The organism is Halobacillus sp. B23F22_1 (genome assembly GCF_043497005.1).
GTDB lineage: Bacteria > Bacillota > Bacilli > Bacillales > Halobacillaceae > Halobacillus_A.
On sequence record NZ_JBIEKE010000001.1, the window covers coordinates 956,282 to 977,862 of the forward strand.

Sequence of the window (21,581 nt, forward strand, 5' to 3'; positions counted from 1 at the left end):
CAACCCGTTCAGTAAGTTTATTACGTTGATGGCCCTATGCCTATTTCCGACCCCATGTCCTCATGGGGTCCCCTATGAATATAGAAATAAAAAAACGTCCAGGACTTGTTCCTGGACGTTTTTCTAGTATTAAGCATGGGAATCTGCGTTGATTATTCATTCAAGGACGAGCGTCTGCCATTAATATTTTACAAATGCTGCTCCCACAATAATCAAAAGAATGAACAACACTACGATTAAGGCAAAGCCTCCTCCTTTATAACCACCATAGTAACTCATAATCTCACCACCTTAACAGTTCGATAAAGTAGGGTATGTGTCCACCTCCAACTCGGGAAAGGCTGATATCTCTATTGCAGTAATTTTTTCTCCCTAAAAATTTACTGTGAATTTCAGGTGATGTCTGTACGAGAGTTAAAAAATCAAGCATAATGAGGGAAAATACTTAAGTCTTTTGTACTGAGTAATTACTAAATATTTGATCGTGAGTGGTTTGCATGCTGTTATCTATTACTAGAAAAAATAATTATCCGCAGTCATTTGTAGATTATATTAACGTTCATAAGGATCAAGTGTACCAGCTTAGTTACATGCTGACGGGAGATTCCTGTACTGCGGAAGAAATTTCGACTGCGGCCTTTCTAGAAGTATACAAACAGAAGAATTTCAAACGTCACATAACGAAGAACCACACGCATCTTTACCGAATAGTTGTCGATCTGGTCAATGATTACCTGGCGGAGCGAAAGAAAGAAACTAAGATAGTCGGCCGGGGCGGTTTAGAAGACTCCTTAACAGCTCTTCCAGTCCGGGAAAGGGCGAGGGTGGTGTTAAAGTACAACTTTGAACTGCCCGCAGGTGACATTGAAGACATTCTTGAATTCATATAAAGGAGGAGTTCATGTTGAAAGTAGAAGGACCTTTTAACGACGTCGTCCATTCTGTTGCTGAACTGCGGGAACTAACAGGAGATGCAGGTGATCTGGCTAAAAACAAAGTCATTTCTCACTTGGATTCACACAGCATCGAATTTATTCGTCAATCTCCATTTCTAATTCTTTCAACAGTCGATCAATCAGGGAGCTGCGATGCCTCCCCAAGAGGAGACCAGCCTGGATTTGTCCATATCCTTGAGTCGAAGCGGCTTATTATTCCTGAGCGACGAGGAAACAAACGCTTGGATTCGCTTCAAAACATCCTTAATCAGCCGACAGCCGGTCTTCTATTTATCATTCCTGGAATGGGAGAGACACTACGCGTGAACGGTCGTGCATACATAACTAAGAATCAAAAGTATTTGGAAAAAATGAAAGTTCAAGGAAAGCCGCCGCTGCTCGGAATCGGTGTAGAGGTGGATGAGGTTTTCATCCATTGTGCGAAAGCGTTTAAGCGATCGAAGCTGTGGGAACAGGATTCCTGGTTGCAGGAAGATGAACGACCATCAGCAGCTCGCATGATGGCTGATCATGCCAAGATGGACGGCGTCACCGCAGAATCGGTTGAACAAAGACTGGAAGAAGGATACATCAAGAGACTTTACTAACCGTGTGAAGAAAGGGGAAAATGCTATGGAGAGGATTGTGCTGTTCGACGGGGAATGTAACTTCTGTGATCGAAGCGTCCAATTTATCATCAAAAGAGACCCAAAAGCCGTTTTTGCTTCATTACAGAGTGAGACAGGGAAGGAATTGTTGAAGAAGCATCAAGTTGATGAAGATATGGACAGCCTTGTGTTGATCGAATACGATCGCACCTACGTTCAATCCTCCGCTGCTCTTCGAATATGTAAGCATTTAAAAGGCGTATGGAAGGTTCCTTATGTGCTCCTGCTCGTACCGAAGCCCTTAAGGGATTTTATTTACAATAACATAGCTAAGAATAGGTACAAATGGTTTGGAAAAAACGAAAACTGCCGGCTGCCTTCCCCTGACGAACGAAAAAGGTTTTTACAATGATGGGGGAAATCGTCTTACTAGTGTTTGCCTGTCTCGGCATGGCTATTGTTTTATCTTTTTTTTCAAAAAGTATAAAGAAATCTGATCAAAGCTTTACAATGAACTATTTCAAACTTACTTATCGTAAAAAGCTGAAGCGGACCTTGATCGTGCTTGTCGTATTAGCCGCTGCACTGATTGCCGCGCCGTTTCTTTTAAACATCGATTTAGAAGAGAACCTTATTCTTTGGTGCCTGCTTGTGATCCCGTTTTCCTTCCAAGCTTTGTACAACTATTACATGTGGAAGAAGAAGGAACAATGAGAAAAAAAAGCTTTTTGTCTAAACTGCCGAACCTGCGATCTACGTGTATGGTTAACGTTTTGGTGAAAAGCTGAGCACTCCTTTTGAATTATCATTGTTTTAGGGATTATCTTTAAAAAGGACACGCGCCGGGTACCAGGTACCGAAAAGCTGTTACTTGGTACCTGGTACCCGGCGCGTGTCCCGGTCAGTTCCTTTTAGTTACGAGGCGGTCGACTGCATGGCTTCAGCTTCCTCTATGTGTACTTCGTTATTTTCCCTCGACTTCTTCAGCGACTGCACTTCCTGCAGTAAATGTTCCATCGTCTTCAGCTCATCATCACTAATCTCCGTGAGTTCTTCAAACATTTCGACGGATTCTTGTGAAATGAATGTGACTTGCTCAACCGAAGATACGATCTGCTGCACGCCGGCTGACATTTCCTCCGTCGAGACAGAAGTGTTCTCATTGTTCTCGGCTATCATTTGAGTTGAGGATAAAATCTCCTCAAACAATCGGCCGACTTCTTCGATGGATTGGTTTGTTTCTTCCGATTCGCTTAACCCTTTTTCCATTGATGCAACGGCGACAGTTGTTTCTTTCTGGGTCCCGTTGACGATGGCAGTCACCTGATCAGAAGACTGCTTCGTCTGCTCGGCGAGTTTACGTACTTCATCTGCCACTACAGCAAAACCTTTGCCGTGCTCACCTGCACGCGCGGCTTCAATTGCGGCGTTAAGAGAAAGAAGGTTAATCTGCTCAGAGACGTCGGTAATGACTTTGGCGATGGAACCGATCTCCTGAGATTTTATACCGAGATTTTTTACGACATCGTATGTGCCTGTGACAGTATGATGCAGGCTTTCCATCTTCGTTACGGATTTCTGGATTTTGTCATTGCCTTCTTTCGTTAAGTTCAGGGCCATCGTGGATTGATCGGATATTTCGGTGGAGCGGTTGGAAAGATCCACAATCGCTGAACTCATTTGCTGAAGAGCGGCTGAGCTTTCTTCTGTAGACGACAGCTGTTTAACAAGACCTTTGCCGACTTCATCCATTGCCGCCCGGACGATGTCTGCTTTCTCAGAAGCGTCATAACCTTTCTCGAGCAGCGCGGAACGTTTAACATCCAGCTGTTGCTTTAACTCCTCAAGTTCTTTTTCTGCCGTTTGTTCAAAAGCAGTCTCAGGCAAGTAGGCCGGCGCCTCTACTGAATTGTTTTCGTTCATCTGTTTGAGCTGGTTATAACGAACCGCGAAGAAGATTGTAGTAATTAATAAAATAACGTTTAAAGCTAACGCGATATAAAACATGGTGGGATTCCTCTCCTTGTTGAGATTAAAGTTCTTTAATGATAAGCGTCGTACCTTCTGAAATAGAGGCAGGGATTTCTCGTAACCGTTCATTTTGACTGTATTTATGAATGATTGGCTGATGGTCGATGGTAAGATAGTTTTTAAAAGCATGGTATTTCTCCATCACCCGAATCGACTTGTTATTCGTCGCCTCTCCGTAAACGGCCTGAATGCCAGCATTTGATGCCTTATCTACTAACGTTTGTACGAGTTCCTGAATAATCGTGTGTCGCTCTTCCTCTGCGGTCACGCCAAGCATGAACAAGTGCAGCAACTCGCCGTCTTCTATGTCTTTGCCGTGACGCGCTTTGTAGTCATTGATAAACTGCTGATCAACATCTTCGAGCACGTGTAAAATGACGTTCATATCTTTAAACGTTCCTTCAAATACGTTCTCTCCTATAATTTCCGGAGCATTTGTATCCCCTGCCAGCACGCCGCCGACAAGCCCATCCATATCAACAGCTGCAATACAATAACCCTGGTCAGTTGTTGCTTCGATGTATTCTTTTGTAAATTCGTAAAAATCCTCATAACGAATATCTAATTGTCCGACCATCGGTTCCTGGACCCATTTCCCAGCAACGTAAAGTCCGATAAACGAACGGGTCAGACAGTCTGCCGCTTGATAAATCAAGTCTTTATTTTCCTTTTCAATTACGTGGTACGTATAAACTTCTTGTTTCTGCAGCATAAAATCCCCTCCTTAGTGAGTAACCACTCGTCCTTGAAATTGAATGCGTTCGAGCGCATTTCTTAACTGCACTTGAGCAATCTTTGATGATGGGTAGATGACAACGACGTCCTTAAACCCCAGGCTTGTATAAAATTGCAGCGTTTGATCAAGCTGAGGCACAACTTTTGACGGCACTGTCGTCTGGTGCGTTCCATCAATGACTAGCGTATAGCTGCTTTTTTGCACGCGGCTGGTCGTTTCCTGAAAGTCTACTAAGTATTCCTCCGCATCTTCAGCCCGGATAAGCCCGAATACTTGCACGCGTAATTCCCTCTCTTGATCTTGCACAGCCATCTTATATTTACGTTTATTGATTACGATACCTCTCATTCTCTCTTCTCCTCACGTTTGTTAATGCATTCAACTGAATTATCGACAAAAATTGCCCATAGTTAAGTTAAGGTGTGACAAAGTTCTTATATTCTGGTTGAAATGGTAAATTTTTAAGGAATGATTTAGTATGATAAGCGTGATTACATAGACCTAAGGAGGAAAAGTGATGAAAGAAATACAGGCCCTTTATCCAAGTGATGACGGAAATAGAGCTGAAAGAGAAGCGTTACTTAAGCAAATGGAATGGATAATAACAGCAGTTGATCAGTTGAAAGACTCCCGCCAGTTAACGCTGGGACAATTTTCTAACACGGTTGAATCTTTTTATGAGGAGATGGTAAAGGAAGCAATTATTCCGGAATCGCCTCTGCCTATGGATAAAGTGATGGATAAGCTCACACAATTCGCTGACGGCCACCGTTACGTTAACAGCCGTTACGTCGCCAATGCAGCGCCGCTTGCGAATATTCCCAGTATACTGGGCAATCTTGTCATGGTCCTTCTAAATGGGAATAACTTATGGGATGTGGAAGGTTCAGGAGCAGCTGAAGCGGAAGTGAAAATCACGGCGATGCTTTCGAGGCTCGTCGGTTACGATACGGAAAAGAGTGGAGGCTATACGACCTGGGGAGGACAGGGTGCCGTATTCAACTCGCTGCGTCTAGCTATTGCGAGAAGGTTTCCTGCCTCCAATGAGGAAGGCATCCCACGCAATGTGTACGTCTTCTGCTCCGAGTTGTCGCACTATAGTCTGCACAAATCCGTAGAAGCGACTGGCATAGGGACGAACAACCTTATCAAAGTCAATGCAAAAGACGATCACTCCATGGATATTCATGATTTACAAGAAAAAATGGAGAACGTCGTGTTAAACGGTGGCATTCCCCTGTACATTTTAGCGAGCACCGGAACGACGGATACGTTTGGCATCGATGATGTGAAAACAATCAAAGAAGCAGCGGTAGAGCTGGAAATACGGCACAACCTGGCTCCCGTCTATCTTCATGCCGACTCTGCCATGGGCGGGATGTACAGTTTTTTTAACAACTATGATTTTGTGAAAAACCCTTTAGATTTCAGCGGGGACGCGAGGGAAACACTGCAAGGTTATCAATCTACTTTTAAATACCTTCACCTGGCGGACAGCCTTGTCTTTGATTTTCACAAACTGGGGCAAACCCCCTATACGTCCAGCCTGTTTCTAGTAAAAAATAAAATGAACTTCATGAATGTCGAGCTCGATCACGATGAAACCCCGTACGTGGGCAACCGCAGTTACGGCAGCTACCACACGAGCTACACGCTCGAATGTTCAAGAATGGGAAGCTCCATTCCCATATACGCTTCCTTAGTCGGGATGGGAGTAGAAGGTTATCAAAAACTGCTTGCCAATTACATAGACGTCAATGTTCAATTCCGTAAACAGCTTAAAAGATTACCCAATGTCGCCATTACAAATGAAATGTCTCCAATAACGACCTTTCGTTTTTACCCAGGAGAGGTGCAATGGAAAGAAGAGAAAGAAGGACAGTTGACGTACGATAAGATTCAAGAAGTGAATAACTACAACGCCAGGTTTGCAGATTGGATTGGTAACCATCGAGAACACGTTTACTTTGGCAGTACGTCCAAGCAGCGTTTGATTTCACCTTGTGATCAAGCGGAAAGAATACCGGTCTATGCCATTAAATTCTTTGCCATTTCACCTTATACAACGAGCGAAGAAGCAGCTGGGTATGTAGACTTTTTAGCGAAGCACATGGAGGAATTCCAGCAAGAGCTTGCCCCGGTTTAGGGGAGAGATTTATAATTTTTTTAACATGAGCTGTGCGATGAGCCGGGCAGCGAGTCCGAAAAACAGCGCTATAAGCCAAATGACTAAAAAGTAATCAGAGAGCATCATCCCAATTTGAAATCCAAAAACAAGCGCGACGCCTATTATAATTCCTAAAATAATACTTCGAGACCATTTCATAGCTACACCCCTGACAATTATGATAGCGATCTAATCACTATATTTCCTTAAAGGGATGAGTTAAACATTTCCATGGTGATAGTTAAGAAAGATACGGTATGATTTGCCCCATACTACAGAAGGAAAAATCCTTTTTTTGTCGAAAGTTGTCTATAGGAGGTGTTTTGATGAAAGAGATTGTGACGAATGTATCGTTAAGCAATGGCCATGTGATTAAAATGGTTCTTGAAAGAGAAAGCGTTGAAGCTGTGATTGAAGAGCTGTTAGAAAGCAGCGGCACATTTATTGAAGATGGAATTTCTTTTTCAAAAGGTCATGTCATTTCGGTGGAAGCCAGTGAGAAGCGATTGACTCGAACGCCTGCTGATGCAAAAAAATATGTACCTTGATCGGAAGCATCCCTTTAGGGGATGCTTTTTATTTATAAAATTCTCCATAGAACTAACAATGTCAGAATTATCGTTCAAAATGTCAGAAAAAGTGCGTTAAATGTCAGAAAAACCCCCTCAAATGTCTGAAAAATACAATCAAAAGTCAGAATTAGTCCACCTATACTATTTCGCCGCTACCATATTGACAATTTTCAGATATTATTTTAACTTAACATGTAAGCGCTTTACTAATAAGGAGATAAAACAACATGCCGTCATCTAAAGATGTAGCCAAACTAGCAGGAGTTTCACAGTCTACCGTTTCCAGAGTACTCAACACCCCTGAGAAAGTGGACAAGAGAAAATATGAAAAAGTAGTCCAGGCAATGAAAGAGCTGAATTATCGGCCGAATTCGATTGCCCGGTCGCTCGTCAAGAAACAAACGAAGTCAATTGCGCTGATCTCAGGACCCCTGCACAATCCATTTTTTGTGGAAACGACGACTTCGATCGTTAATTATTCGAAAAAACGAGGATATAACGTCAACGTTCATTTTGAAAACTTTGGAGATAATATGTCTGTTTACAAAGATGTGCTTGAACGTGAAGTGGACGGGATTATTTTATCATCGATTTTGTATGATGATCCGATTTTTCCTGAGCTGCAAAAGCAAAACATTCCATTTATGATGTTTAACCGTAAGCACCGTGAACCTGGCCATTATGTAGAAATGGATAATGTACAGGCAGGACGTATTGCCACAGAACATTTAATGGACTTCAATCATAAGAACATCATTTGTGTGAGCGGTCCCTCATCTATGACGACTTTTCAAGGCCGATTCGAAGGGTTCCGGCAGGTGATGGAGGAGAACGGGATTGAAGTTTCGGAGCATAATGCTCGTATAACCGATACGAGTGAAGGAGCGATTCGGGAAGTGATCAGGGAGATCCTGGCTGAAAAAGATCGTCCGACTGCTATTTTTGCAGCCACTGATTCGATTGCTATTTTTATATTGGACTATTTAATCCAAAAAGGGTATAGCGTACCGGAAGATATAAGTTTGATCGGAGTCGACAATATTGCTTTGAGCAGTCATCATTCGTTTCAGCTCACCACGGTTGGTATGATGGAAAATGAAAATCTTGGTCAGCTGGCGATTGAGCATTTAATAGAACTAATAGAATTGCCGGATGGTGAGTCTGTGCGGGAAACATACCCCGTGCAATTATATAGTCGATCGACAACCCGAGAAATTTAACTGTTATTTTGAATACGTATTCAAAAGGCTCGATCTATTCTTTCTGAGTGAAGTTACAGTGGGTAAGGGTTTATCTTAGTAACTGGCTAAGAATACGTAACCACATTATGTGAAGGAGGTGAATGTACCATGTATACGCTGCAAGATAAGGAAAGCATTCAATTACCAGATCAGTATACAGCGGTGTACTATCCATATAAGGTCTCTGAATGGGCCGTAGAGTATAAACCACTGCCATTTATGAAGAAGCGAAAAGAAAAAATGAGGGTGATCTCAAACTTATTCCATAAAGAAACAGGGCTGTTTGAATGGCCAGTCGATAAAATGGAAGCGTTGTCAACTAAAGTTGAAGATGTTTTTTTACCGGAGCAATACGAAGAGTCGGATCGCCACTATACGTCCCTGGATTTTATACGTAACCTCTATCTTCACAAACGAAAAGTGTGGTCGAATCCGGTTATTGATTGTTTGAATACGTATTCACTGTATGTAACATATGCGATTTTTCCAGAAATTCAAAAGGGACGTAAAGTCTATCAAATGGTAGAGCTTGCCACAGGTCAAAAGGTGAATCTGCACCACCATAAAAAAATCTATCAATACCTGCAATCGAAGGAGGTGATTACATGACATTCTTATATATCATGATTGCTGTCATTTTTGGAACATGGATAGGGATGGCTTTGGTGCTGTTTAAAACGGATTTTCTAAATAAATAAGGGGGGATTATGTTGAGTGTAGTCGTTTATTCTTGGATTTTTATGGCGATTTTTATTGGCATTATGCTTACGATGGGCTTTATCGGAATGAAAAAGACAAATACAGCTGAAGATTTTGCAACGGCCCGCTCAAGTTATGGACCCATAACGATTGCTCTTGTGATCAGTGCAGGGGTATCGAGTGGCTCTACATTCATGGGGATGCCCGGCTTAGCCTATGACTTAGGTACGCCGAGTTTATGGTATCCGTTGTTGTACCCAGTAGCTACTGTGATTGGTATGCTTTTTGTCGCGAAGACCATTAAGAAATATGGAGATGAATTCGGCACGCGAACGATTCCGGAATTTATCGGCGATCGATTTAAGAGTGAATTCTTAAGAATCGTCTTAACGATCATTTCCATTCTATTAATCTTCTACGTCGTTTCTCAGCTGGTCGCAGCTGCCACAATGTTTCAGATTATGATGGGGGTTGAATATCAGTGGGGCATTATCATTACTGGTGTTGTGCTGGCGATTTATGTATTTATGGGCGGCTCCCACTCTGATATTTTAACAGATTCGATCCAGGGATTCCTCATGTTGATTACATCCTTGGTAGTGGTCGCTGTCTTTGTGACAAGTGTTGGGGTGGAAGGCGGCTTTGGAGATATGATCTCAACGATAAAGGAAAGGAACCCTTCTGGTGGTTTTGATCAGCTGTTCCTTCCCGGTGACAATACGTATGGCTCACTTTGGCTGGTAGCCTTACTGTTTATCGCCCACCTTCCATTTGGTATTTTACCACATTTAGGCAACAAATTCTTAGCGGTAAAATCGAACAATGATATGAAAAAGCTAATTATGTACTGTACGATCTTCGCAACAATTTTACCGTTAATGGGGCTTGGCGGAATGCTCGGAATCGCTGTAATAGATCCAGGGATGGACATACGGCCTGACCAGGTCATTCCTGTACTCTTTCAGGAAATTTTTCCTCCATTTTTAGCAGCGTTTTTAGCGGTAACGGTTCTATCGGCTATTATGTCGACATCAGATGGTTTAATTGTTTCCTTAACTCAGTTACTTGCTAACGACCTATATCGCAAGTCGATTGTGCCAAGAACGAAAATTACAAAAGAAAAAGCGGAGAAAGTGGAACTCATCATCAGCCGTTACTCCACATTTGTCGTCATTCTCGTCGCTTCATTCATGGCGTGGAACCCTCCCGCATTTCTATCGATCTTTATGTGGATTGGAATCGGTGGAATTGTCTCCGCAACGGCTGGTCCATTAGTCGTCGGAGCATTATGGAATCGAGCAACGAAAGCTGGGGCGATCACATCGTTATTAGTCGGTACGCTTTCTTACTGGTATATTTACCTGCCAATCGGGATGGGAGTCAGCAACCCGTTTGCCGCAGCTGGTGCAGGGGTATTGCTAAGCATGATCACTATGATCGTATTTACGTTGATCGCTGGGAAAAAAGACTTGAATTCACAATCTAGTGAAAAAGTATCTATTTATTCGTAGAAAAGGAGAGTCATCACATGAATTCTTTTATTACGCCGCAGAACATCTATCACGGAGAAAATTCTATTGAACAGCTGAGAACGATTGTTCAAGATTTGAATGTAACCCACGCCTTTTTATTAACCGACCCCATGCTGAAAGAGCTGGAAGTCATCCAGCCGATCGAACACATTTTAGAAGACGAGGGCATTCGATACGATTTATCGACAAATGTAGTCCCTGAACCTCCTTTAGCTGTAGGAAACGAAGTTGTGCAGGAAATACGAGAAAAGAAACCCGATCTTGTTATCGGTGTTGGCGGAGGAAGTGCGCTGGATCTTTCCAAAGCGTCCGCCGTGCTGGCAGACCACGAGGGAACCGTTGAGGATTATTTAAATCTCACGGGCACGAAGCAGCTTCAATCACCCGGCATTCCAACCGTCCTCATCCCTACCACCGCCGGGACCGGAGCTGAAATTACGGATATCGCCGTTTTTTCGCTGGAGGATACGAAAGATGTGATTACTCATAAGTATTTGTTAGCGAATTACGCCATCGTCGATCCTCAACTGACCTATACACTGCCGCCAAAAGTAACAGCGGCGAGCGGTGTCGATGCGCTGACTCATGCCATAGAAGCTTTTACATCTGTAAACGCCACCCCATTAACCGATACACTCGCATTTGATGCGATGAAGCGAATCGTCAACAACTTAAGAAGTGCCGTTTGGAATCCGAAGGCTTATCATGCAAGAAAAGAAATGTCTCTCGGCAGTTTAATTGCCGGCCTTAGCTTTTATAATGCAGGAGTCGCCGGTGTCCATGGTTTAGCTTATCCGCTTGGCGGGTTATTTAAAATCCCTCATGGTGAAGCAAATGCCGTGTTGTTACCTTACGTTTACCACCGTATTTGGCCGTCATGCTTAGATAAAATGTACGAGCTGGGTGAAATTTTCTCTATTTCTTACGAAGGGAAAGATAAAAGGCAGGTGGCTCTGGAGGTCGTGCAGGCTCTTCACGAACTCGTAAAAGACGTCGGGCTGCCAACGTCGATCTTGGAATACAAGATTACATTAAACGATATTGATCAGTTAACGACTAATGGAATGAAGCAGACACGCTTACTGACAAGAAGTCCTATGCCTTTTGATGAAAAAAGCATCCGTGAAGTCTATCAACATGCTTTTGCCGGATGGGAATCGAAATAACGGAGGAGGAGAATTATTATGAAGGAATTAAATCTTTTAAACTATGTTGCAGGAAAATGGGTAGGAGAGAACGCAGAAACTTTTGATATTACGAATCCGGCTACAAATGAAGTAGTCGGAACGATACCGAATGGGACAAAGGAAGACGTGGAGGCCGCGATTGAAGCGGCACAGGCTGCATTTGAAGAATGGAAGGTATTATCAGCAGAAGAACGCTCGGATTATTTAGAAAAATTTTATCAGCGGGTAATTGAACGACAAGAAGAAATTGCCCGTATTCTTACGCTTGAAAATGGCAAGCCGCTAAAGGAAGCAAGAGGAGAAGTGTTGTATGCTGCTTCCTTTATTAAATGGTACGCCGAAGAAGGAAAACGAGTGTACGGACGAACGATTCCATCTAAAGGTCCTGGCCAGAGGATTCAAGTGTTAAAACAACCCGTCGGCGTCGTTGCGGCGATTACGCCATGGAATTTTCCAGCAGCGATGATTACTCGAAAACTGGCGCCAGCGTTAGCTGCAGGCTGCACGTTCATTGTGAAGCCGCCAAAAGAAACGCCATTAACGGCTGCTAAATTAATGGAATGCGCCGAAGAAGCGGGTATTCCCAAAGGTGTCGTAAATATGGTTGTTACACCAAACGAGGCTTTCAGCGAAACCATTCAGCAAAGTGAAGTCGTTCGCAAGCTTACTTTCACAGGTTCAACGGAAGTTGGAAAATTATTAATGAAACAAAGTGCTGATCAAATGAAAAACATTTCCCTGGAATTAGGGGGACAAGCCCCGCTCATCGTGTTAGATGACGCCGATGTAGAAGCAGCTGTCGAAGGTACGATCGCTTCAAAATTTAGAAATGCCGGCCAAACGTGTATATGCGCGAACCGGATTTATGTCCAGGAAGGCATTTATGATCCATTTGTCAGTCTGTTGAAAGAAAAAATAGAGAAGCTCAAGGTAGGAAACGGTTTGGAAGAAGACGTCGATATCGGACCGCTCATTAACAAAAAAGGCTACGAGAAAGTCGTAAGACACGTTGAGGATGCTAAAGAAAAAGGAGCGGACATTGTCGTAGGCGGCCAAGGTCAATATGAAGTTCCCTTTTACGAACCGACTCTAATTCTTGGGACAAACGAAAACATGCTATGCATGACGGAAGAAACCTTTGGTCCCGTTGTCCCCGTTCAAAAAGTCGAGACCGAAGAAGAAGCAGTCCGGCTGGCTAATAATACGCCGTTTGGACTGGCTGCTTATTATTTTACGGAAAATATGAACCGCGGTACAAAGATGGGCGAAGCATTAGACTATGGAATTATCGGCTGGAATCATGGTGCGCCGTCCGCTGCGCAGGCCCCTTTTGGCGGAATGAAGCAAAGTGGATTAGGAAGAGAAGGTGGAGCGGAAGGAATCGAAGCGTTTCTTGAAACAAAATATCTTTCAATTGGCATTAACTCCTAAGTCATTCTGAACAATTTGAGTGAAAATAACACTTGTCGTCATCCTTATCTTTCATGGGATAAGGGTGACTTTTTCTTTCCCGAAAAAATGGTATACGATAGACAACAAAAGGGTAATCTTCTAGGTCGAATAGCATTCGTATTCACCAGAAAGGCTGAACGAACGAATTGAAGATTGTGATGTTTTCATGCTTTAGAATCAAATCGTATCAATTAGTTATGGATTGACTATTAAAGGGGTATATTGACACCATTGGGGGTGTCAGAATTACGATCAAGCAATTAGAAGCAAGAATTGAACAACTACGACTGGAAATGTACAAAGAGTTTCAAAAAAATCCTCAAAGCCCCCAAGTGGTTGAAATTTCGCAATCCCTGGATAAGCTCTTAAACGAGTATAACCGTCTCACAAAGAAGTAATTTCGAATTGCTCCTCTCGTCTAGGTGGATTGTGAGTGGAAAGTCACCTGACTTATATAGAAAACAGCATGAATGAAGGGTGGTTTTCCATTTTTTTATAACTTTTATTCCAGCTCTTTTGAATATAAATAACTGTAATCTATATTTCTGCGTTGAAGTTCCTTAATGATTAAATTTAAAAAATCATTAGACACGTTGATTTTTAGAGCGGCACAATACGTGCGTATTAGAACATCATCCGGGAGTTCGATGATTTTGTCTCTACTCATATATGCCATAGCTGGTTCTTCTCTCCTTTTTAAGGAGCCGGTTGCACTACTTGTTCATTATAATTCAAGTGCCCACATACGAATTATAAGTCATCACATTCTCGTGTTAAATATTTCGTTAAACTATCTACATTATACTCTATATAAAAAGAAAAATATAAACATTATATATTTAACGTCCAATAAAAAAACAGATCATGTAGAAAGAAATTCAAAGGAGAAAAGGAGGATTTATTTAATAGATAGTTTAATAAAAAAATAGGTTGGTAACTAGTAATCAAAGAAGAACCCATGAAAGGAGAAAGGGGTATGCCAAAACTTACAGAAGGAAAAAATTATCTGGATTTAAAGGCGGGGCGCTTTCGTGTTTTTTTCAGAAGAAGGTATAAGTTTATTTCTCTTTTTAACGATGTCCTTGTAGGTGTCTTTTTTATCACAGGTAGTTCGCTTAATTTCTTTTCAGGAACAGCATTGTATGGAAATGCATGTTACCTGCTCGGCAGCTTATTTCTCGGAACACGCCCGGTCCTTAAGTTTATTCATGACACGACTTTTAAAAATGAAATGAAAAAAACTATAGGAAAAGAAGGAGGGCCTTAAAGCTGATGCTGCTTCCCTTTTGACACAAAAAAGCAACGAAGAGAAATCTTCGCTGCTCTACTTGCTATTAATAGTATTCATCCGTTCGTAATCGGGCATTGGAAGGCAGGATGTGGGACGCTAGAAAGATATGAAATCCATACTCACCAACTGCCATAATTCCGGCTGAAATAAGTGACGCCAGGAAGGCAGAACCGTCTAACGAAAAGATCCATGCACTGCTTGCGAAAACGATTATAAAGGTCAATACAAAATCGGCGATCGTTGCTGTTAAGTTGTTCGTTCGGGGCAGGATGGTAAGGTCCCCGGCTGCATAAGAAACAGCCCCAAGCACGAGACTCAGTACCAATACCCTTAGAAAAGGAACGCCATAGCTTAAACTTAAAACGAGAGACAGCACACCTATCGTCATTATTCCTTTAACGATAAGCGCCTTCATATGGTTCATATTTTTCCCACCTTTACTTATTCATTTGCTGATTTAATTTCCGAAGATTGGAAGCTTTAAACGATTTCTTAAAAAATGAGGACTATGGTCTTTCTTACTTATCCCTTTTCTAGTTCGATAACCGTAGGCCGAAACGGGCATATTTATCCTGCCAGGTTTAAAAGGCTTTCAAGGCGGCAATTGCTAAAATATAGCAATTACTACATGAAGAAAGGTGGATGGACAATGAGCAAAGTAAAAGATGTGATGACTACTAACCTGACGACTTGTAAATCTTCGGATGATCTAGCTTCGTTAGCTAAGCAGATGAGAGATGAAGATGTGGGATTTGTTCCGATCGCCGAGGGAGATAAGTATGTAGGAGTTGTAACAGACCGGGATATTGTGGTAAAAGGATTAGCCAAAGGTTCAGCTGGTGAGATTAAAGCTTCGGATGTGATGACAGAGAAAATCATAACCGGTTATCCGGATATGGAGGTTGAAGAAGCTGCTCGTCTTATGCAGGAGCACCAAATCAAAAGACTTTTAATTGTAGAAAGTGATAAGATTAAAGGTGTTATTACTTTAGGTGACATTGGTTATCAGGGTATTGATGAAGCAGCCGCAGGAATTGTCCGGGAAGTCTCTAAAGGGAATGGAAACAACTAGTTATTAGAAAAAAGTTATTAAAGGTACGCTATCTGGCCATAGCGTACCTTTTTTATAGGAGGTAGCGGATATGTATGAACCAATCATAGAACAGACAGACCATAGAACCTTTCCATTACCCGATGGTCACTGGATCATGACTCAAAGGTGGCAGCACCTTTTATTTCTACATTTTCCTATAAAGAAAGAAACGGTAGAACCATACATTCCAGAAGATCTTTCGTTAGACACGTATGGCGGGGAAGCCTGGATTACCATCCTTCCATTTGAAGTTAGCGATATGCACATAAGGAAATTACCGCCTTTTCCATCTGTAAATACTTATTTAGAACTCAATGTAAGAACCTATGTAAAATGTAACGGAGTTTCTGGCCTTTATTTTTTCAGTTTAGATGCCAGTAAAGTCTTAGCGGTAACTGGCGCCCGAATGACAACGCTGCCTTATTATTACGCAAAAATGGAGATGCAGAAGCAAGACGGACGTTTTCAGTTTTCCAGCAAGCGAAAAGGAAAGACAGGAGCACTTCTTCAAGGGATATACCGACCTCACTCAGCTATCTATTACCCAAAAGATGAATCGCTTGAACAATGGCTGTTGGAAAGGTATTATGCCTGGAGCTCTCTTGGCAGTCTTCTTGTCGAAATCGGAATTCACCATACGAAATGGGAGGTTCAGGAGGCTCAAGCAGATATTCAAGCGTTTAACTTAATTCCTTTTCCTGTTAACGAGATGATAAAACCGCCGCTGCTTCATTACGTGAAATCCAAACGAGTATTATTCTGGCCGCTTAAGCTTTTGAAACAGGCAGAGACAAAAATAAAATAATCCGAACGATTCTGGAGAAATCAGTTCGGATTATTTATGTTAATGAGACTCCACACCGTCGCTCCGTCAAAACACTCCGCTTTCTGTGGGCACGACTTCAGCTTCCTCTTGCGCACCGGGTACCAGGTACCTAAATTCACACTTGGCACTTCGCTCTTTTACAGCTTTTCGGTACCTGGAACCTTTATGCTCTCTCGCTGCAATAGAGTTGCTCGATCGTTCGTTTTCTGACATCAACTTTACTTACCTTCCAATCTGCATTACTGTTTCATCCATTTCCATGCTTTTTCCTGTTCCCTATCTTCAAATACCTCTACTTGAATACCAGGTAGATACTTCCCAACTTTTGCAGGTGTTTTAATCCAGTCTTTGTTGCTGATCATTGCAAATTTATTAAACTGTTTCCAGCGTTTAGCATCCACTTTCATTCCTTTAAGAAGTCCCTGCTGCGTAATTCCATTCAATTCTTTTATATAAGCGATCACATTAAACTTGTCATCTTCGTTAAAGCATTTTTCAATATATTCATCGAGATGAAGAGCGTCCCTGCCAGTGGCTTCTCCTTTGATCTCAACAACGATCGTTGATGAGTCATGACTGGGTAAAATGGTAAACATGTAAACCTCTCCTTCTTATGAAACCATTCACGATAAGAACCAACTATAAACGTTGGTGTAAATGATTATATAGACCTCCCCGAACATGCATCCTTAGTTGTGTTTGCATTTATAAAATGGTAAATAACGCCTGTGTTTATTTTGGTAAATCATGTAATAACAAGGTATTCAGAGAAGAAAGTTGTTTTATTTCTTATTGAAAATCCACAACATCAATAGGCATAAAAGATTATTTTTTATTAAGAATCAATTACCAATATTTCATATATTTTACAAAAAATATTTTTAAAAAACCCGTAGTTTAACTTAACTGAAAAATGAGAAAGTTAATATATGTAACACCAAATAAATCTGATAAGGAGGCAAGATAATATGGCTAAGAACAATCAAAGTAACATGAGCAGAGAAGAAGCTGGGCGTAAAGGCGGAGAAAAAACAAGTAACAAATACAGCCAAGAGCACTTCGAGGATATCGGTCAAAAAGGCGGAGAAACGACCAGCAAGGAATATGATCAGGATCACTTTGAGAACATTGGCCAAAAAGGTGGGGAAACCACCAGTGAAAAATACGGTGAAGAACATTATGAAAAGATCTGCCAAAAAGGCGGACGTAATTCCAGCAGCGGTTCCAACCGCAGTTCCTAACAACACTTTTTAAAATATAAGAAACTGGTTACTGGCATAACCATCAACTAAAATTTTCTCGGAGGTGTATACCAATGGCAAATAACAAACAGTATAAAACAGGAGAAAAAGCTCCAGAAAGCGGTAAATATAAAGTAGACAAGCTACAAAACGGAAATTCCAGTCAAGATAACACAACGATAAATCTGAATGAAGGAGATCAATTTCCACCTTCTCCTTCAGAGAACGAAGCCGCTTATTGGGTGAAATCTTCTTAAAGATTTAAAAGAATCCCCTCTTGGTTAATGAATCAAGAGGGGATTCTTTTTGAAAAAATCTGTTTTCTAAGATCACTCTAGATACGATAAGGGGATGTAACTGTGACGCTGAAACCTCTCCATACATTGAAAAATGATGGGTACTCCAAAGTCGCTTTTGATACAGAAAATGAAGGGAATAGAGTATTTCTTCAACTGGATGAATTGGTCAGCGAGGAACAGTTGTTAAATATCTTAAAGGTTAATCCCATACGTGTGGAATTTTCCTTTAGAAGAAAAGCCTTACGTGATTGTGTATGAAAGTGGTAGATGTACAAGGTTTTATATTGATCATAAAGAATCAAATTAAAAAAGAAGGGGTGGATTTCTCTTATGTTTTTTCATAGAAAAGAACTTCAATATCACGCAAAGCCAGAACGTCCGGATCCTGTTTATGCTAAAAAGCTCCAAGAAATACTAGGCGGTCAGTTTGGAGAAATATCAGTTGCGATGCAGTACTTATTTCAAGGCTGGAATGCACGAGGAGACGAAAGGTATAAGGATCTGATTATGGATACGGGAACTGAAGAACTGGGACATATTGAAATGATCTCTACTATGATTGCTCGTTTGTTAGATGATGCGCCTCTTCACGAACAGGAAAAGGCAGCAGAGGATCCTGTCATTGGCGCAATTATGGGAGGAATGAACCCCCATCACGCTATCGTATCAGGACTCGGAGCGATGCCGGAGAACAGTACCGGGGTCCCGTGGAATGCTGGATACATTGTAGCGAGCGGGAACCTTATCACAGATATGCGCGCCAATTTAAATGCTGAATCACAGGGAAGACTACAGGTTGCTCGTTTATATGAAATGACAGACGACCGTGGCGTCAAAGAAATGCTTTCCTTCCTGCTTGCACGGGATACAATGCACCAAAACCAATGGATCGCTGCTCTTAAAGAACTGGAAGAAGAGCATGGCACCACAGTTCCAGGCACAGTACCAAAAGAATGGGAAGCTGCAGAATTTTCCTATGATTTATTGAACTTCTCAGAAGGAGAAGAAAGTACAGAAGGAAACTGGACCTCAGGTAAAACGCCAGATGGGAATGGTGAATTCGGGTACGTGAAAGAACCACAGGCTCATGGAGGAAAACAAGAACTTAAGCCGGCACCTAATTACGTGCATGGGACACCGCCCCAAAAATAAAAAGATGAAGAAAGCCGTTTCAAAATTAAACCTTACGTTGAAACGGCTTTTTGATGATTATTCCATTTGACTATTGTTTTCATTGGGAGACGTGTTGTACGGATCTTCACTATTTTCATTTTTATCATCATGAGTCGGGTGGGCACCAGGATATTGCCTTGGTAAGTTTTGGTGAAGATTCCGGTTCTCATAGGCAAAATTACTGTAATATTGTTGACCCTCTTTCCAGGGAGTCTCTTTGTTTTTTACTGGTTTAACTTTTCCTTCTGGGTGCCCAAAAGAACCTTCTGGAAATTCTTCTGAAGTAAGAAAGTTACGCTGTGTCTCAGCATTTGCAAAGTCTGTATATTTCTGATTCTTTTTTGTCATCTGCTTTATTCTCCTGTAACAAGATAGGAAGAACGATAAAACTGAGTAAAGTTTTATCGTTCTTCCTTATTACGTGGGTCGTCTGGTGTTAGTTCTTCGGAGGCTTCCATACTTAACTGGCCTGTAGTATTTTTCTGTTCAACATCTCTCTTCTGCTCATCCACGTCTTTTAACGTTCGTGCAACTGACTGGTGGAAGAAATACTCAAAAATCGCTAAAGAGATGGTCGAAATAAGAGTGGCTTCAAAAACAGTGTTTCCCACGGTAAGAGCATCAGTCATCATATAAATCACGACAAAAGCTAGAACAGCATCAGCTATAGTTGCGGTAATATTGTTGCTTCTAGCCAAGATAATCTTATCACCCAGTACATACGAAACAATACCTAGAACAAGAGTGATTAAGAAAACATTACCGAAAGAAACATCAAACCCTACCCCTAAAATCATATAGAGAATAGCGAGACTAACTATAAACTTCAATCCCATTAATTTTACATTTTCCATTGTATTCACCTCCTACACTCATAGGCTTTGTAGAAGGGATTACTTTTATTCAATGGTGAAAGAGGCTGACAGAAAATGATCCTGGCTGGTAAATGAAAAACCGAAGAAGACTTTCGGAATTGAGAAGAAGGAACTGCTTAACATAAGGTAGAAACCCGTGCTCCGTTCCGTAAGAGTAGACATGTTTGGGAAGTTATATTATAGATGTGAAGAAATTATTTAGACTTTCGACTGAGTTGGTTTAAAAGCTTATCTAACTGCTGAGAGATTTCTAATATTTCTTTATATGGTTTATTGCTGCGGTAAGCTTCGTACATTTTAGTTCTTAATTTTTCGATCTGGATGTCTAAGGAACTTTCCCTCATTCAATTCTTCACCACCCTAAAAGATGTTAGCGTTTACACCATCATATCGCAAATCCTCCAATAAAAACAGAAGGATGTCGAAGGTTTTCCTTGTCTGTCGAATAAATAAACGAAAAAGTTGAGTTTAGTGTCTCGACAAGCTTTGAATGGTAACTAATACTTGTGAATGTTTTAAATTTCTTCTCTTATAACTCAGGGAGAGATGTCTCTTTCTTGCAGCTTTTTCGATTAAATCGATTTCGTTAAACATGGCGTTTGTTAAATCCCCGCTTGTAATATGCATAAGAATCTGTTGGTAAAGTTCCACTAATTCTTTGGTGCTATAATGCTCATGGTAGAAATTATATTTAATTGCTCGTACACTCCTCAATAATAATTTGTTTTCCTAAATCATAATAAAGGTTAATATTATATCAGTAAAATGTAAATATATCCATTTTTATATTGCGAACAGAGACAAAGTCCAGGGTTGAAGGCATGGAATAGAGCTTAGAACCCCTTATAAAGAAAGACAAAACGGTCTGTATGAACATAAAGCTCATACAGACCGTTTTTATAAAGTTCATGACTTTTAATCCTTCATTTTTTCATTAGCTAACCTTTTGGAATCTTTTTTACTTAATATAGCCGTGACTTCTGCGTATACTTATGCCTTCGTTTAAGTCTTCATTCCAAGTGAGAATTCGGTCGATGTGATCGCAGTTTTTCTGACCGAGGAATGATTTTACTTTGTTTACAAATTCATTATATCGGATCGATTCATTATACATTTTATTATAAGATTTTTTATAAGTCTGGACGGCATCCTCCAGGGCACATTCATAATCATGGCGTAATTTTTGGAGAGCCTCCGACTGAAAATCATCTTGAAAAGCTTCTGCGGTTAAGTAAACCAATCGGTCGACGATCTCTGAATGATTGGTGACCTGAAGCTCACATGTGTCTGATGGTTTTTCATTTCTTAAGTTCTCTTCCATCTTAAGAATTTGATTTACCGTACGGCAGTTTTCCTGCCCCAGGCTCATTTTAATTTTTAATACGAGCTCGTTGTACCGTACGACCTCGGGACGAATATCTTCATTGGCCTCCCTGTACATTTCGATCGCTTTCCATACCGCACACTCATAGTCATGACGCAGTTTCTGGATTGCTTCTGAATCAGTGTGCTCATTATAGGATTCTGCAGTAAAGTGAGTCAGACGATTAACAATGGATTGTGGACTGGTCATAAAAATCTCTCCTTTTCCTGTCGTTTCATTGTTTGTTATAAGATTTCCAT

General features: G+C 41.2%; 32 protein-coding genes and 1 riboswitch. Of the genes, 19 read left to right on the forward strand and 13 right to left on the reverse strand.

Features of this window, described 5'->3' with window-relative positions:
* Positions 1-180 precede the first annotated feature (180 nt).
* On the reverse strand, positions 181-279 hold the full coding sequence (locus tag ACGTNH_RS04930; protein ID WP_394585443.1) for a YjcZ family sporulation protein: 99 nt from the start codon (positions 277-279) through the stop codon (positions 181-183).
* 218 nt (positions 280-497) lie between these two features.
* Here ACGTNH_RS04930 and ACGTNH_RS04935 point away from each other — a divergent pair, with 218 nt between their 5' ends.
* The 4 genes from ACGTNH_RS04935 to ACGTNH_RS04950 are packed head-to-tail and all read left to right on the forward strand — an operon-like array spanning position 498 to position 2,257.
* The gene (locus ACGTNH_RS04935) at positions 498-890 is read left to right on the forward strand and encodes a hypothetical protein (protein ID WP_394585444.1); all 393 of its coding nucleotides are present in this window, start codon (positions 498-500) and stop codon (positions 888-890) included.
* A gap of 11 nt (positions 891-901) precedes the next feature.
* Entirely contained in the window at positions 902-1,543 is a 642-nt protein-coding gene (locus ACGTNH_RS04940) for a pyridoxamine 5'-phosphate oxidase family protein (RefSeq protein WP_394585445.1), read from the forward strand.
* A 25-nt stretch (positions 1,544-1,568) separates the two neighbouring features.
* Positions 1,569-1,955, forward strand: coding sequence for a thiol-disulfide oxidoreductase DCC family protein (locus tag ACGTNH_RS04945; protein ID WP_394585446.1), 387 nt, complete (start codon positions 1,569-1,571; stop codon positions 1,953-1,955).
* Positions 1,952-2,257, forward strand: coding sequence for a hypothetical protein (locus ACGTNH_RS04950; RefSeq protein ID WP_394585447.1), 306 nt, complete (start codon positions 1,952-1,954; stop codon positions 2,255-2,257). The genes ACGTNH_RS04945 and ACGTNH_RS04950 overlap by 4 nt, the downstream gene beginning before the upstream one ends.
* A gap of 201 nt (positions 2,258-2,458) precedes the next feature.
* On the opposite strand, the gene ACGTNH_RS04955 is transcribed toward ACGTNH_RS04950, so the two are convergent.
* From ACGTNH_RS04955 to ACGTNH_RS04965, 3 genes are read right to left on the reverse strand one after another with little or no spacing between them, the layout of a single operon-like run.
* Entirely contained in the window at positions 2,459-3,550 is a 1,092-nt protein-coding gene (locus ACGTNH_RS04955) for a methyl-accepting chemotaxis protein (RefSeq protein WP_394585448.1), read from the reverse strand.
* Positions 3,551-3,575: 25 nt separating this feature from the next.
* Positions 3,576-4,286, reverse strand: a complete 711-nt coding sequence (locus ACGTNH_RS04960; RefSeq protein ID WP_394585449.1) for a hypothetical protein — start codon at positions 4,284-4,286, stop codon at positions 3,576-3,578.
* A 12-nt stretch (positions 4,287-4,298) separates the two neighbouring features.
* Complete coding sequence (locus ACGTNH_RS04965) at positions 4,299-4,658, reverse strand: hypothetical protein (RefSeq protein WP_394585450.1); 360 nt, start codon at positions 4,656-4,658, stop codon at positions 4,299-4,301.
* Between the two features lie 169 nt (positions 4,659-4,827).
* Here ACGTNH_RS04965 and ACGTNH_RS04970 point away from each other — a divergent pair, with 169 nt between their 5' ends.
* Complete coding sequence (locus ACGTNH_RS04970; RefSeq protein WP_394585451.1) at positions 4,828-6,456, forward strand: pyridoxal phosphate-dependent decarboxylase family protein; 1,629 nt, start codon at positions 4,828-4,830, stop codon at positions 6,454-6,456.
* A 9-nt stretch (positions 6,457-6,465) separates the two neighbouring features.
* Here the strand turns inward: ACGTNH_RS04970 and ACGTNH_RS04975 are convergent, their stop codons facing one another.
* Positions 6,466-6,636, reverse strand: coding sequence for a hypothetical protein (locus ACGTNH_RS04975; protein ID WP_394585453.1), 171 nt, complete (start codon positions 6,634-6,636; stop codon positions 6,466-6,468).
* A 167-nt stretch (positions 6,637-6,803) separates the two neighbouring features.
* Here ACGTNH_RS04975 and ACGTNH_RS04980 point away from each other — a divergent pair, with 167 nt between their 5' ends.
* From ACGTNH_RS04980 to ACGTNH_RS05010, 7 genes are all read left to right on the forward strand, one after another.
* The gene (locus ACGTNH_RS04980; protein WP_394585454.1) at positions 6,804-7,025 is read left to right on the forward strand and encodes a hypothetical protein; all 222 of its coding nucleotides are present in this window, start codon (positions 6,804-6,806) and stop codon (positions 7,023-7,025) included.
* A gap of 251 nt (positions 7,026-7,276) precedes the next feature.
* Complete coding sequence (locus tag ACGTNH_RS04985; protein WP_394585455.1) at positions 7,277-8,269, forward strand: LacI family DNA-binding transcriptional regulator; 993 nt, start codon at positions 7,277-7,279, stop codon at positions 8,267-8,269.
* Between the two features lie 129 nt (positions 8,270-8,398).
* Positions 8,399-8,899, forward strand: coding sequence for a hypothetical protein (locus ACGTNH_RS04990; RefSeq protein WP_394585457.1), 501 nt, complete (start codon positions 8,399-8,401; stop codon positions 8,897-8,899).
* A 98-nt stretch (positions 8,900-8,997) separates the two neighbouring features.
* Positions 8,998-10,500 (forward strand): sodium:solute symporter family protein, encoded by a 1,503-nt coding sequence (locus ACGTNH_RS04995; RefSeq protein WP_394585459.1) that lies wholly within the window; start codon positions 8,998-9,000, stop codon positions 10,498-10,500.
* A 17-nt stretch (positions 10,501-10,517) separates the two neighbouring features.
* A complete protein-coding gene (locus tag ACGTNH_RS05000; RefSeq protein WP_394585461.1) occupies positions 10,518-11,687 on the forward strand; it encodes an iron-containing alcohol dehydrogenase in 1,170 nt (389 codons plus the stop codon).
* A gap of 18 nt (positions 11,688-11,705) precedes the next feature.
* Positions 11,706-13,139 (forward strand): NAD-dependent succinate-semialdehyde dehydrogenase, encoded by a 1,434-nt coding sequence (locus ACGTNH_RS05005; protein WP_394585463.1) that lies wholly within the window; start codon positions 11,706-11,708, stop codon positions 13,137-13,139.
* Positions 13,140-13,432: 293 nt separating this feature from the next.
* A complete protein-coding gene (locus ACGTNH_RS05010) occupies positions 13,433-13,558 on the forward strand; it encodes a Spo0E family sporulation regulatory protein-aspartic acid phosphatase (RefSeq protein WP_394586137.1) in 126 nt (41 codons plus the stop codon).
* Between the two features lie 104 nt (positions 13,559-13,662).
* Here the strand turns inward: ACGTNH_RS05010 and sda are convergent, their stop codons facing one another.
* Positions 13,663-13,836, reverse strand: a complete 174-nt coding sequence (gene sda / locus ACGTNH_RS05015) for a sporulation histidine kinase inhibitor Sda (RefSeq protein ID WP_394585464.1) — start codon at positions 13,834-13,836, stop codon at positions 13,663-13,665.
* A gap of 17 nt (positions 13,837-13,853) precedes the next feature.
* A riboswitch (cyclic di-GMP riboswitch) is annotated at positions 13,854-13,938 on the reverse strand.
* A 198-nt stretch (positions 13,939-14,136) separates the two neighbouring features.
* Here sda and ACGTNH_RS05020 point away from each other — a divergent pair.
* Entirely contained in the window at positions 14,137-14,427 is a 291-nt protein-coding gene (locus tag ACGTNH_RS05020) for a YrhK family protein (protein WP_394585466.1), read from the forward strand.
* Positions 14,428-14,494: 67 nt separating this feature from the next.
* On the opposite strand, the gene ACGTNH_RS05025 is transcribed toward ACGTNH_RS05020, so the two are convergent.
* A complete protein-coding gene (locus ACGTNH_RS05025) occupies positions 14,495-14,875 on the reverse strand; it encodes a DUF2512 family protein (RefSeq protein WP_394585468.1) in 381 nt (126 codons plus the stop codon).
* 225 nt (positions 14,876-15,100) lie between these two features.
* On the opposite strand from ACGTNH_RS05025, the gene ACGTNH_RS05030 reads away from it, so the two are divergent.
* Positions 15,101-15,523 carry a CBS domain-containing protein gene (locus ACGTNH_RS05030; protein WP_394585470.1) on the forward strand — a complete coding sequence of 141 codons (423 nt, stop codon included), beginning with the start codon at positions 15,101-15,103 and terminating at the stop codon, positions 15,521-15,523.
* 70 nt (positions 15,524-15,593) lie between these two features.
* Positions 15,594-16,349, forward strand: a complete 756-nt coding sequence (locus ACGTNH_RS05035) for a YqjF family protein (protein ID WP_394585472.1) — start codon at positions 15,594-15,596, stop codon at positions 16,347-16,349.
* 66 nt (positions 16,350-16,415) lie between these two features.
* On the opposite strand, the gene ACGTNH_RS05040 is transcribed toward ACGTNH_RS05035, so the two are convergent.
* Both ACGTNH_RS05040 and ACGTNH_RS05045 read right to left on the reverse strand, forming a co-directional pair.
* Positions 16,416-16,583 (reverse strand): hypothetical protein, encoded by a 168-nt coding sequence (locus ACGTNH_RS05040; protein ID WP_394585474.1) that lies wholly within the window; start codon positions 16,581-16,583, stop codon positions 16,416-16,418.
* Positions 16,584-16,609: 26 nt separating this feature from the next.
* Positions 16,610-16,966 (reverse strand): SpoIIAA family protein, encoded by a 357-nt coding sequence (locus ACGTNH_RS05045; protein ID WP_394585475.1) that lies wholly within the window; start codon positions 16,964-16,966, stop codon positions 16,610-16,612.
* A 372-nt stretch (positions 16,967-17,338) separates the two neighbouring features.
* Between ACGTNH_RS05045 and ACGTNH_RS05050 the strand changes: the two genes are divergently transcribed.
* From ACGTNH_RS05050 to ACGTNH_RS05065, 4 genes are all read left to right on the forward strand, one after another.
* Positions 17,339-17,611 (forward strand): general stress protein, encoded by a 273-nt coding sequence (locus ACGTNH_RS05050; protein WP_394585476.1) that lies wholly within the window; start codon positions 17,339-17,341, stop codon positions 17,609-17,611.
* A 74-nt stretch (positions 17,612-17,685) separates the two neighbouring features.
* Positions 17,686-17,868: a YjzC family protein gene (locus ACGTNH_RS05055; RefSeq protein ID WP_394585478.1), complete on the forward strand. Its 183-nt coding sequence runs from the start codon at positions 17,686-17,688 to the stop codon at positions 17,866-17,868.
* Positions 17,869-17,970: 102 nt separating this feature from the next.
* Complete coding sequence (locus ACGTNH_RS05060; protein ID WP_394585479.1) at positions 17,971-18,168, forward strand: hypothetical protein; 198 nt, start codon at positions 17,971-17,973, stop codon at positions 18,166-18,168.
* A 72-nt stretch (positions 18,169-18,240) separates the two neighbouring features.
* A complete protein-coding gene (locus ACGTNH_RS05065) occupies positions 18,241-19,062 on the forward strand; it encodes a manganese catalase (protein WP_394585481.1) in 822 nt (273 codons plus the stop codon).
* A gap of 57 nt (positions 19,063-19,119) precedes the next feature.
* Here the strand turns inward: ACGTNH_RS05065 and ACGTNH_RS05070 are convergent, their stop codons facing one another.
* The 4 genes from ACGTNH_RS05070 to ACGTNH_RS05085 form a co-directional block, all read right to left on the reverse strand.
* Entirely contained in the window at positions 19,120-19,431 is a 312-nt protein-coding gene (locus ACGTNH_RS05070; RefSeq protein WP_394585482.1) for a hypothetical protein, read from the reverse strand.
* A 53-nt stretch (positions 19,432-19,484) separates the two neighbouring features.
* Positions 19,485-19,937: a YndM family protein gene (locus ACGTNH_RS05075; RefSeq protein WP_394585484.1), complete on the reverse strand. Its 453-nt coding sequence runs from the start codon at positions 19,935-19,937 to the stop codon at positions 19,485-19,487.
* Positions 19,938-20,152: 215 nt separating this feature from the next.
* Entirely contained in the window at positions 20,153-20,302 is a 150-nt protein-coding gene (locus tag ACGTNH_RS05080) for a Spo0E family sporulation regulatory protein-aspartic acid phosphatase (protein WP_394585486.1), read from the reverse strand.
* 614 nt (positions 20,303-20,916) lie between these two features.
* Entirely contained in the window at positions 20,917-21,531 is a 615-nt protein-coding gene (locus ACGTNH_RS05085; protein WP_394585488.1) for a hypothetical protein, read from the reverse strand.
* Between the last annotated feature and the right edge of the window lie 50 nt (positions 21,532-21,581).

What these genes read in the sequence shown, in the direction of transcription:
- ACGTNH_RS04930 (WP_394585443.1), bottom strand. Translation starts at nt 279, where the DNA reads ATGAGTTACTATGGTGGTTATAAAGGAGGAGGCTTTGCCTTAATCGTA.
- ACGTNH_RS04990 (WP_394585457.1), top strand. Translation starts at nt 8,399, where the DNA reads ATGTATACGCTGCAAGATAAGGAAAGCATTCAATTACCAGATCAGTAT.
- ACGTNH_RS04955 (WP_394585448.1), bottom strand. Translation starts at nt 3,550, where the DNA reads ATGTTTTATATCGCGTTAGCTTTAAACGTTATTTTATTAATTACTACA.
- ACGTNH_RS05055 (WP_394585478.1), top strand. Translation starts at nt 17,686, where the DNA reads ATGGCAAATAACAAACAGTATAAAACAGGAGAAAAAGCTCCAGAAAGC.
- ACGTNH_RS04945 (WP_394585446.1), top strand. Translation starts at nt 1,569, where the DNA reads ATGGAGAGGATTGTGCTGTTCGACGGGGAATGTAACTTCTGTGATCGA.
- ACGTNH_RS04960 (WP_394585449.1), bottom strand. Translation starts at nt 4,286, where the DNA reads ATGCTGCAGAAACAAGAAGTTTATACGTACCACGTAATTGAAAAGGAA.
- ACGTNH_RS05000 (WP_394585461.1), top strand. Translation starts at nt 10,518, where the DNA reads ATGAATTCTTTTATTACGCCGCAGAACATCTATCACGGAGAAAATTCT.
- ACGTNH_RS04975 (WP_394585453.1), bottom strand. Translation starts at nt 6,636, where the DNA reads ATGAAATGGTCTCGAAGTATTATTTTAGGAATTATAATAGGCGTCGCG.
- ACGTNH_RS04935 (WP_394585444.1), top strand. Translation starts at nt 498, where the DNA reads ATGCTGTTATCTATTACTAGAAAAAATAATTATCCGCAGTCATTTGTA.
- ACGTNH_RS04985 (WP_394585455.1), top strand. Translation starts at nt 7,277, where the DNA reads ATGCCGTCATCTAAAGATGTAGCCAAACTAGCAGGAGTTTCACAGTCT.
- ACGTNH_RS04965 (WP_394585450.1), bottom strand. Translation starts at nt 4,658, where the DNA reads ATGAGAGGTATCGTAATCAATAAACGTAAATATAAGATGGCTGTGCAA.
- ACGTNH_RS05020 (WP_394585466.1), top strand. Translation starts at nt 14,137, where the DNA reads ATGCCAAAACTTACAGAAGGAAAAAATTATCTGGATTTAAAGGCGGGG.
- ACGTNH_RS05085 (WP_394585488.1), bottom strand. Translation starts at nt 21,531, where the DNA reads ATGACCAGTCCACAATCCATTGTTAATCGTCTGACTCACTTTACTGCA.
- ACGTNH_RS05025 (WP_394585468.1), bottom strand. Translation starts at nt 14,875, where the DNA reads ATGAACCATATGAAGGCGCTTATCGTTAAAGGAATAATGACGATAGGT.
- ACGTNH_RS05080 (WP_394585486.1), bottom strand. Translation starts at nt 20,302, where the DNA reads ATGAGGGAAAGTTCCTTAGACATCCAGATCGAAAAATTAAGAACTAAA.
- sda (WP_394585464.1), bottom strand. Translation starts at nt 13,836, where the DNA reads ATGGCATATATGAGTAGAGACAAAATCATCGAACTCCCGGATGATGTT.
- ACGTNH_RS04980 (WP_394585454.1), top strand. Translation starts at nt 6,804, where the DNA reads ATGAAAGAGATTGTGACGAATGTATCGTTAAGCAATGGCCATGTGATT.
- ACGTNH_RS05005 (WP_394585463.1), top strand. Translation starts at nt 11,706, where the DNA reads ATGAAGGAATTAAATCTTTTAAACTATGTTGCAGGAAAATGGGTAGGA.
- ACGTNH_RS05075 (WP_394585484.1), bottom strand. Translation starts at nt 19,937, where the DNA reads ATGGAAAATGTAAAATTAATGGGATTGAAGTTTATAGTTAGTCTCGCT.
- ACGTNH_RS05065 (WP_394585481.1), top strand. Translation starts at nt 18,241, where the DNA reads ATGTTTTTTCATAGAAAAGAACTTCAATATCACGCAAAGCCAGAACGT.
- ACGTNH_RS05050 (WP_394585476.1), top strand. Translation starts at nt 17,339, where the DNA reads ATGGCTAAGAACAATCAAAGTAACATGAGCAGAGAAGAAGCTGGGCGT.
- ACGTNH_RS04995 (WP_394585459.1), top strand. Translation starts at nt 8,998, where the DNA reads ATGTTGAGTGTAGTCGTTTATTCTTGGATTTTTATGGCGATTTTTATT.
- ACGTNH_RS04950 (WP_394585447.1), top strand. Translation starts at nt 1,952, where the DNA reads ATGATGGGGGAAATCGTCTTACTAGTGTTTGCCTGTCTCGGCATGGCT.
- ACGTNH_RS05070 (WP_394585482.1), bottom strand. Translation starts at nt 19,431, where the DNA reads ATGACAAAAAAGAATCAGAAATATACAGACTTTGCAAATGCTGAGACA.
- ACGTNH_RS05045 (WP_394585475.1), bottom strand. Translation starts at nt 16,966, where the DNA reads ATGTTTACCATTTTACCCAGTCATGACTCATCAACGATCGTTGTTGAG.
- ACGTNH_RS05030 (WP_394585470.1), top strand. Translation starts at nt 15,101, where the DNA reads ATGAGCAAAGTAAAAGATGTGATGACTACTAACCTGACGACTTGTAAA.
- ACGTNH_RS05040 (WP_394585474.1), bottom strand. Translation starts at nt 16,583, where the DNA reads ATGTCAGAAAACGAACGATCGAGCAACTCTATTGCAGCGAGAGAGCAT.
- ACGTNH_RS04940 (WP_394585445.1), top strand. Translation starts at nt 902, where the DNA reads ATGTTGAAAGTAGAAGGACCTTTTAACGACGTCGTCCATTCTGTTGCT.
- ACGTNH_RS05035 (WP_394585472.1), top strand. Translation starts at nt 15,594, where the DNA reads ATGTATGAACCAATCATAGAACAGACAGACCATAGAACCTTTCCATTA.
- ACGTNH_RS04970 (WP_394585451.1), top strand. Translation starts at nt 4,828, where the DNA reads ATGAAAGAAATACAGGCCCTTTATCCAAGTGATGACGGAAATAGAGCT.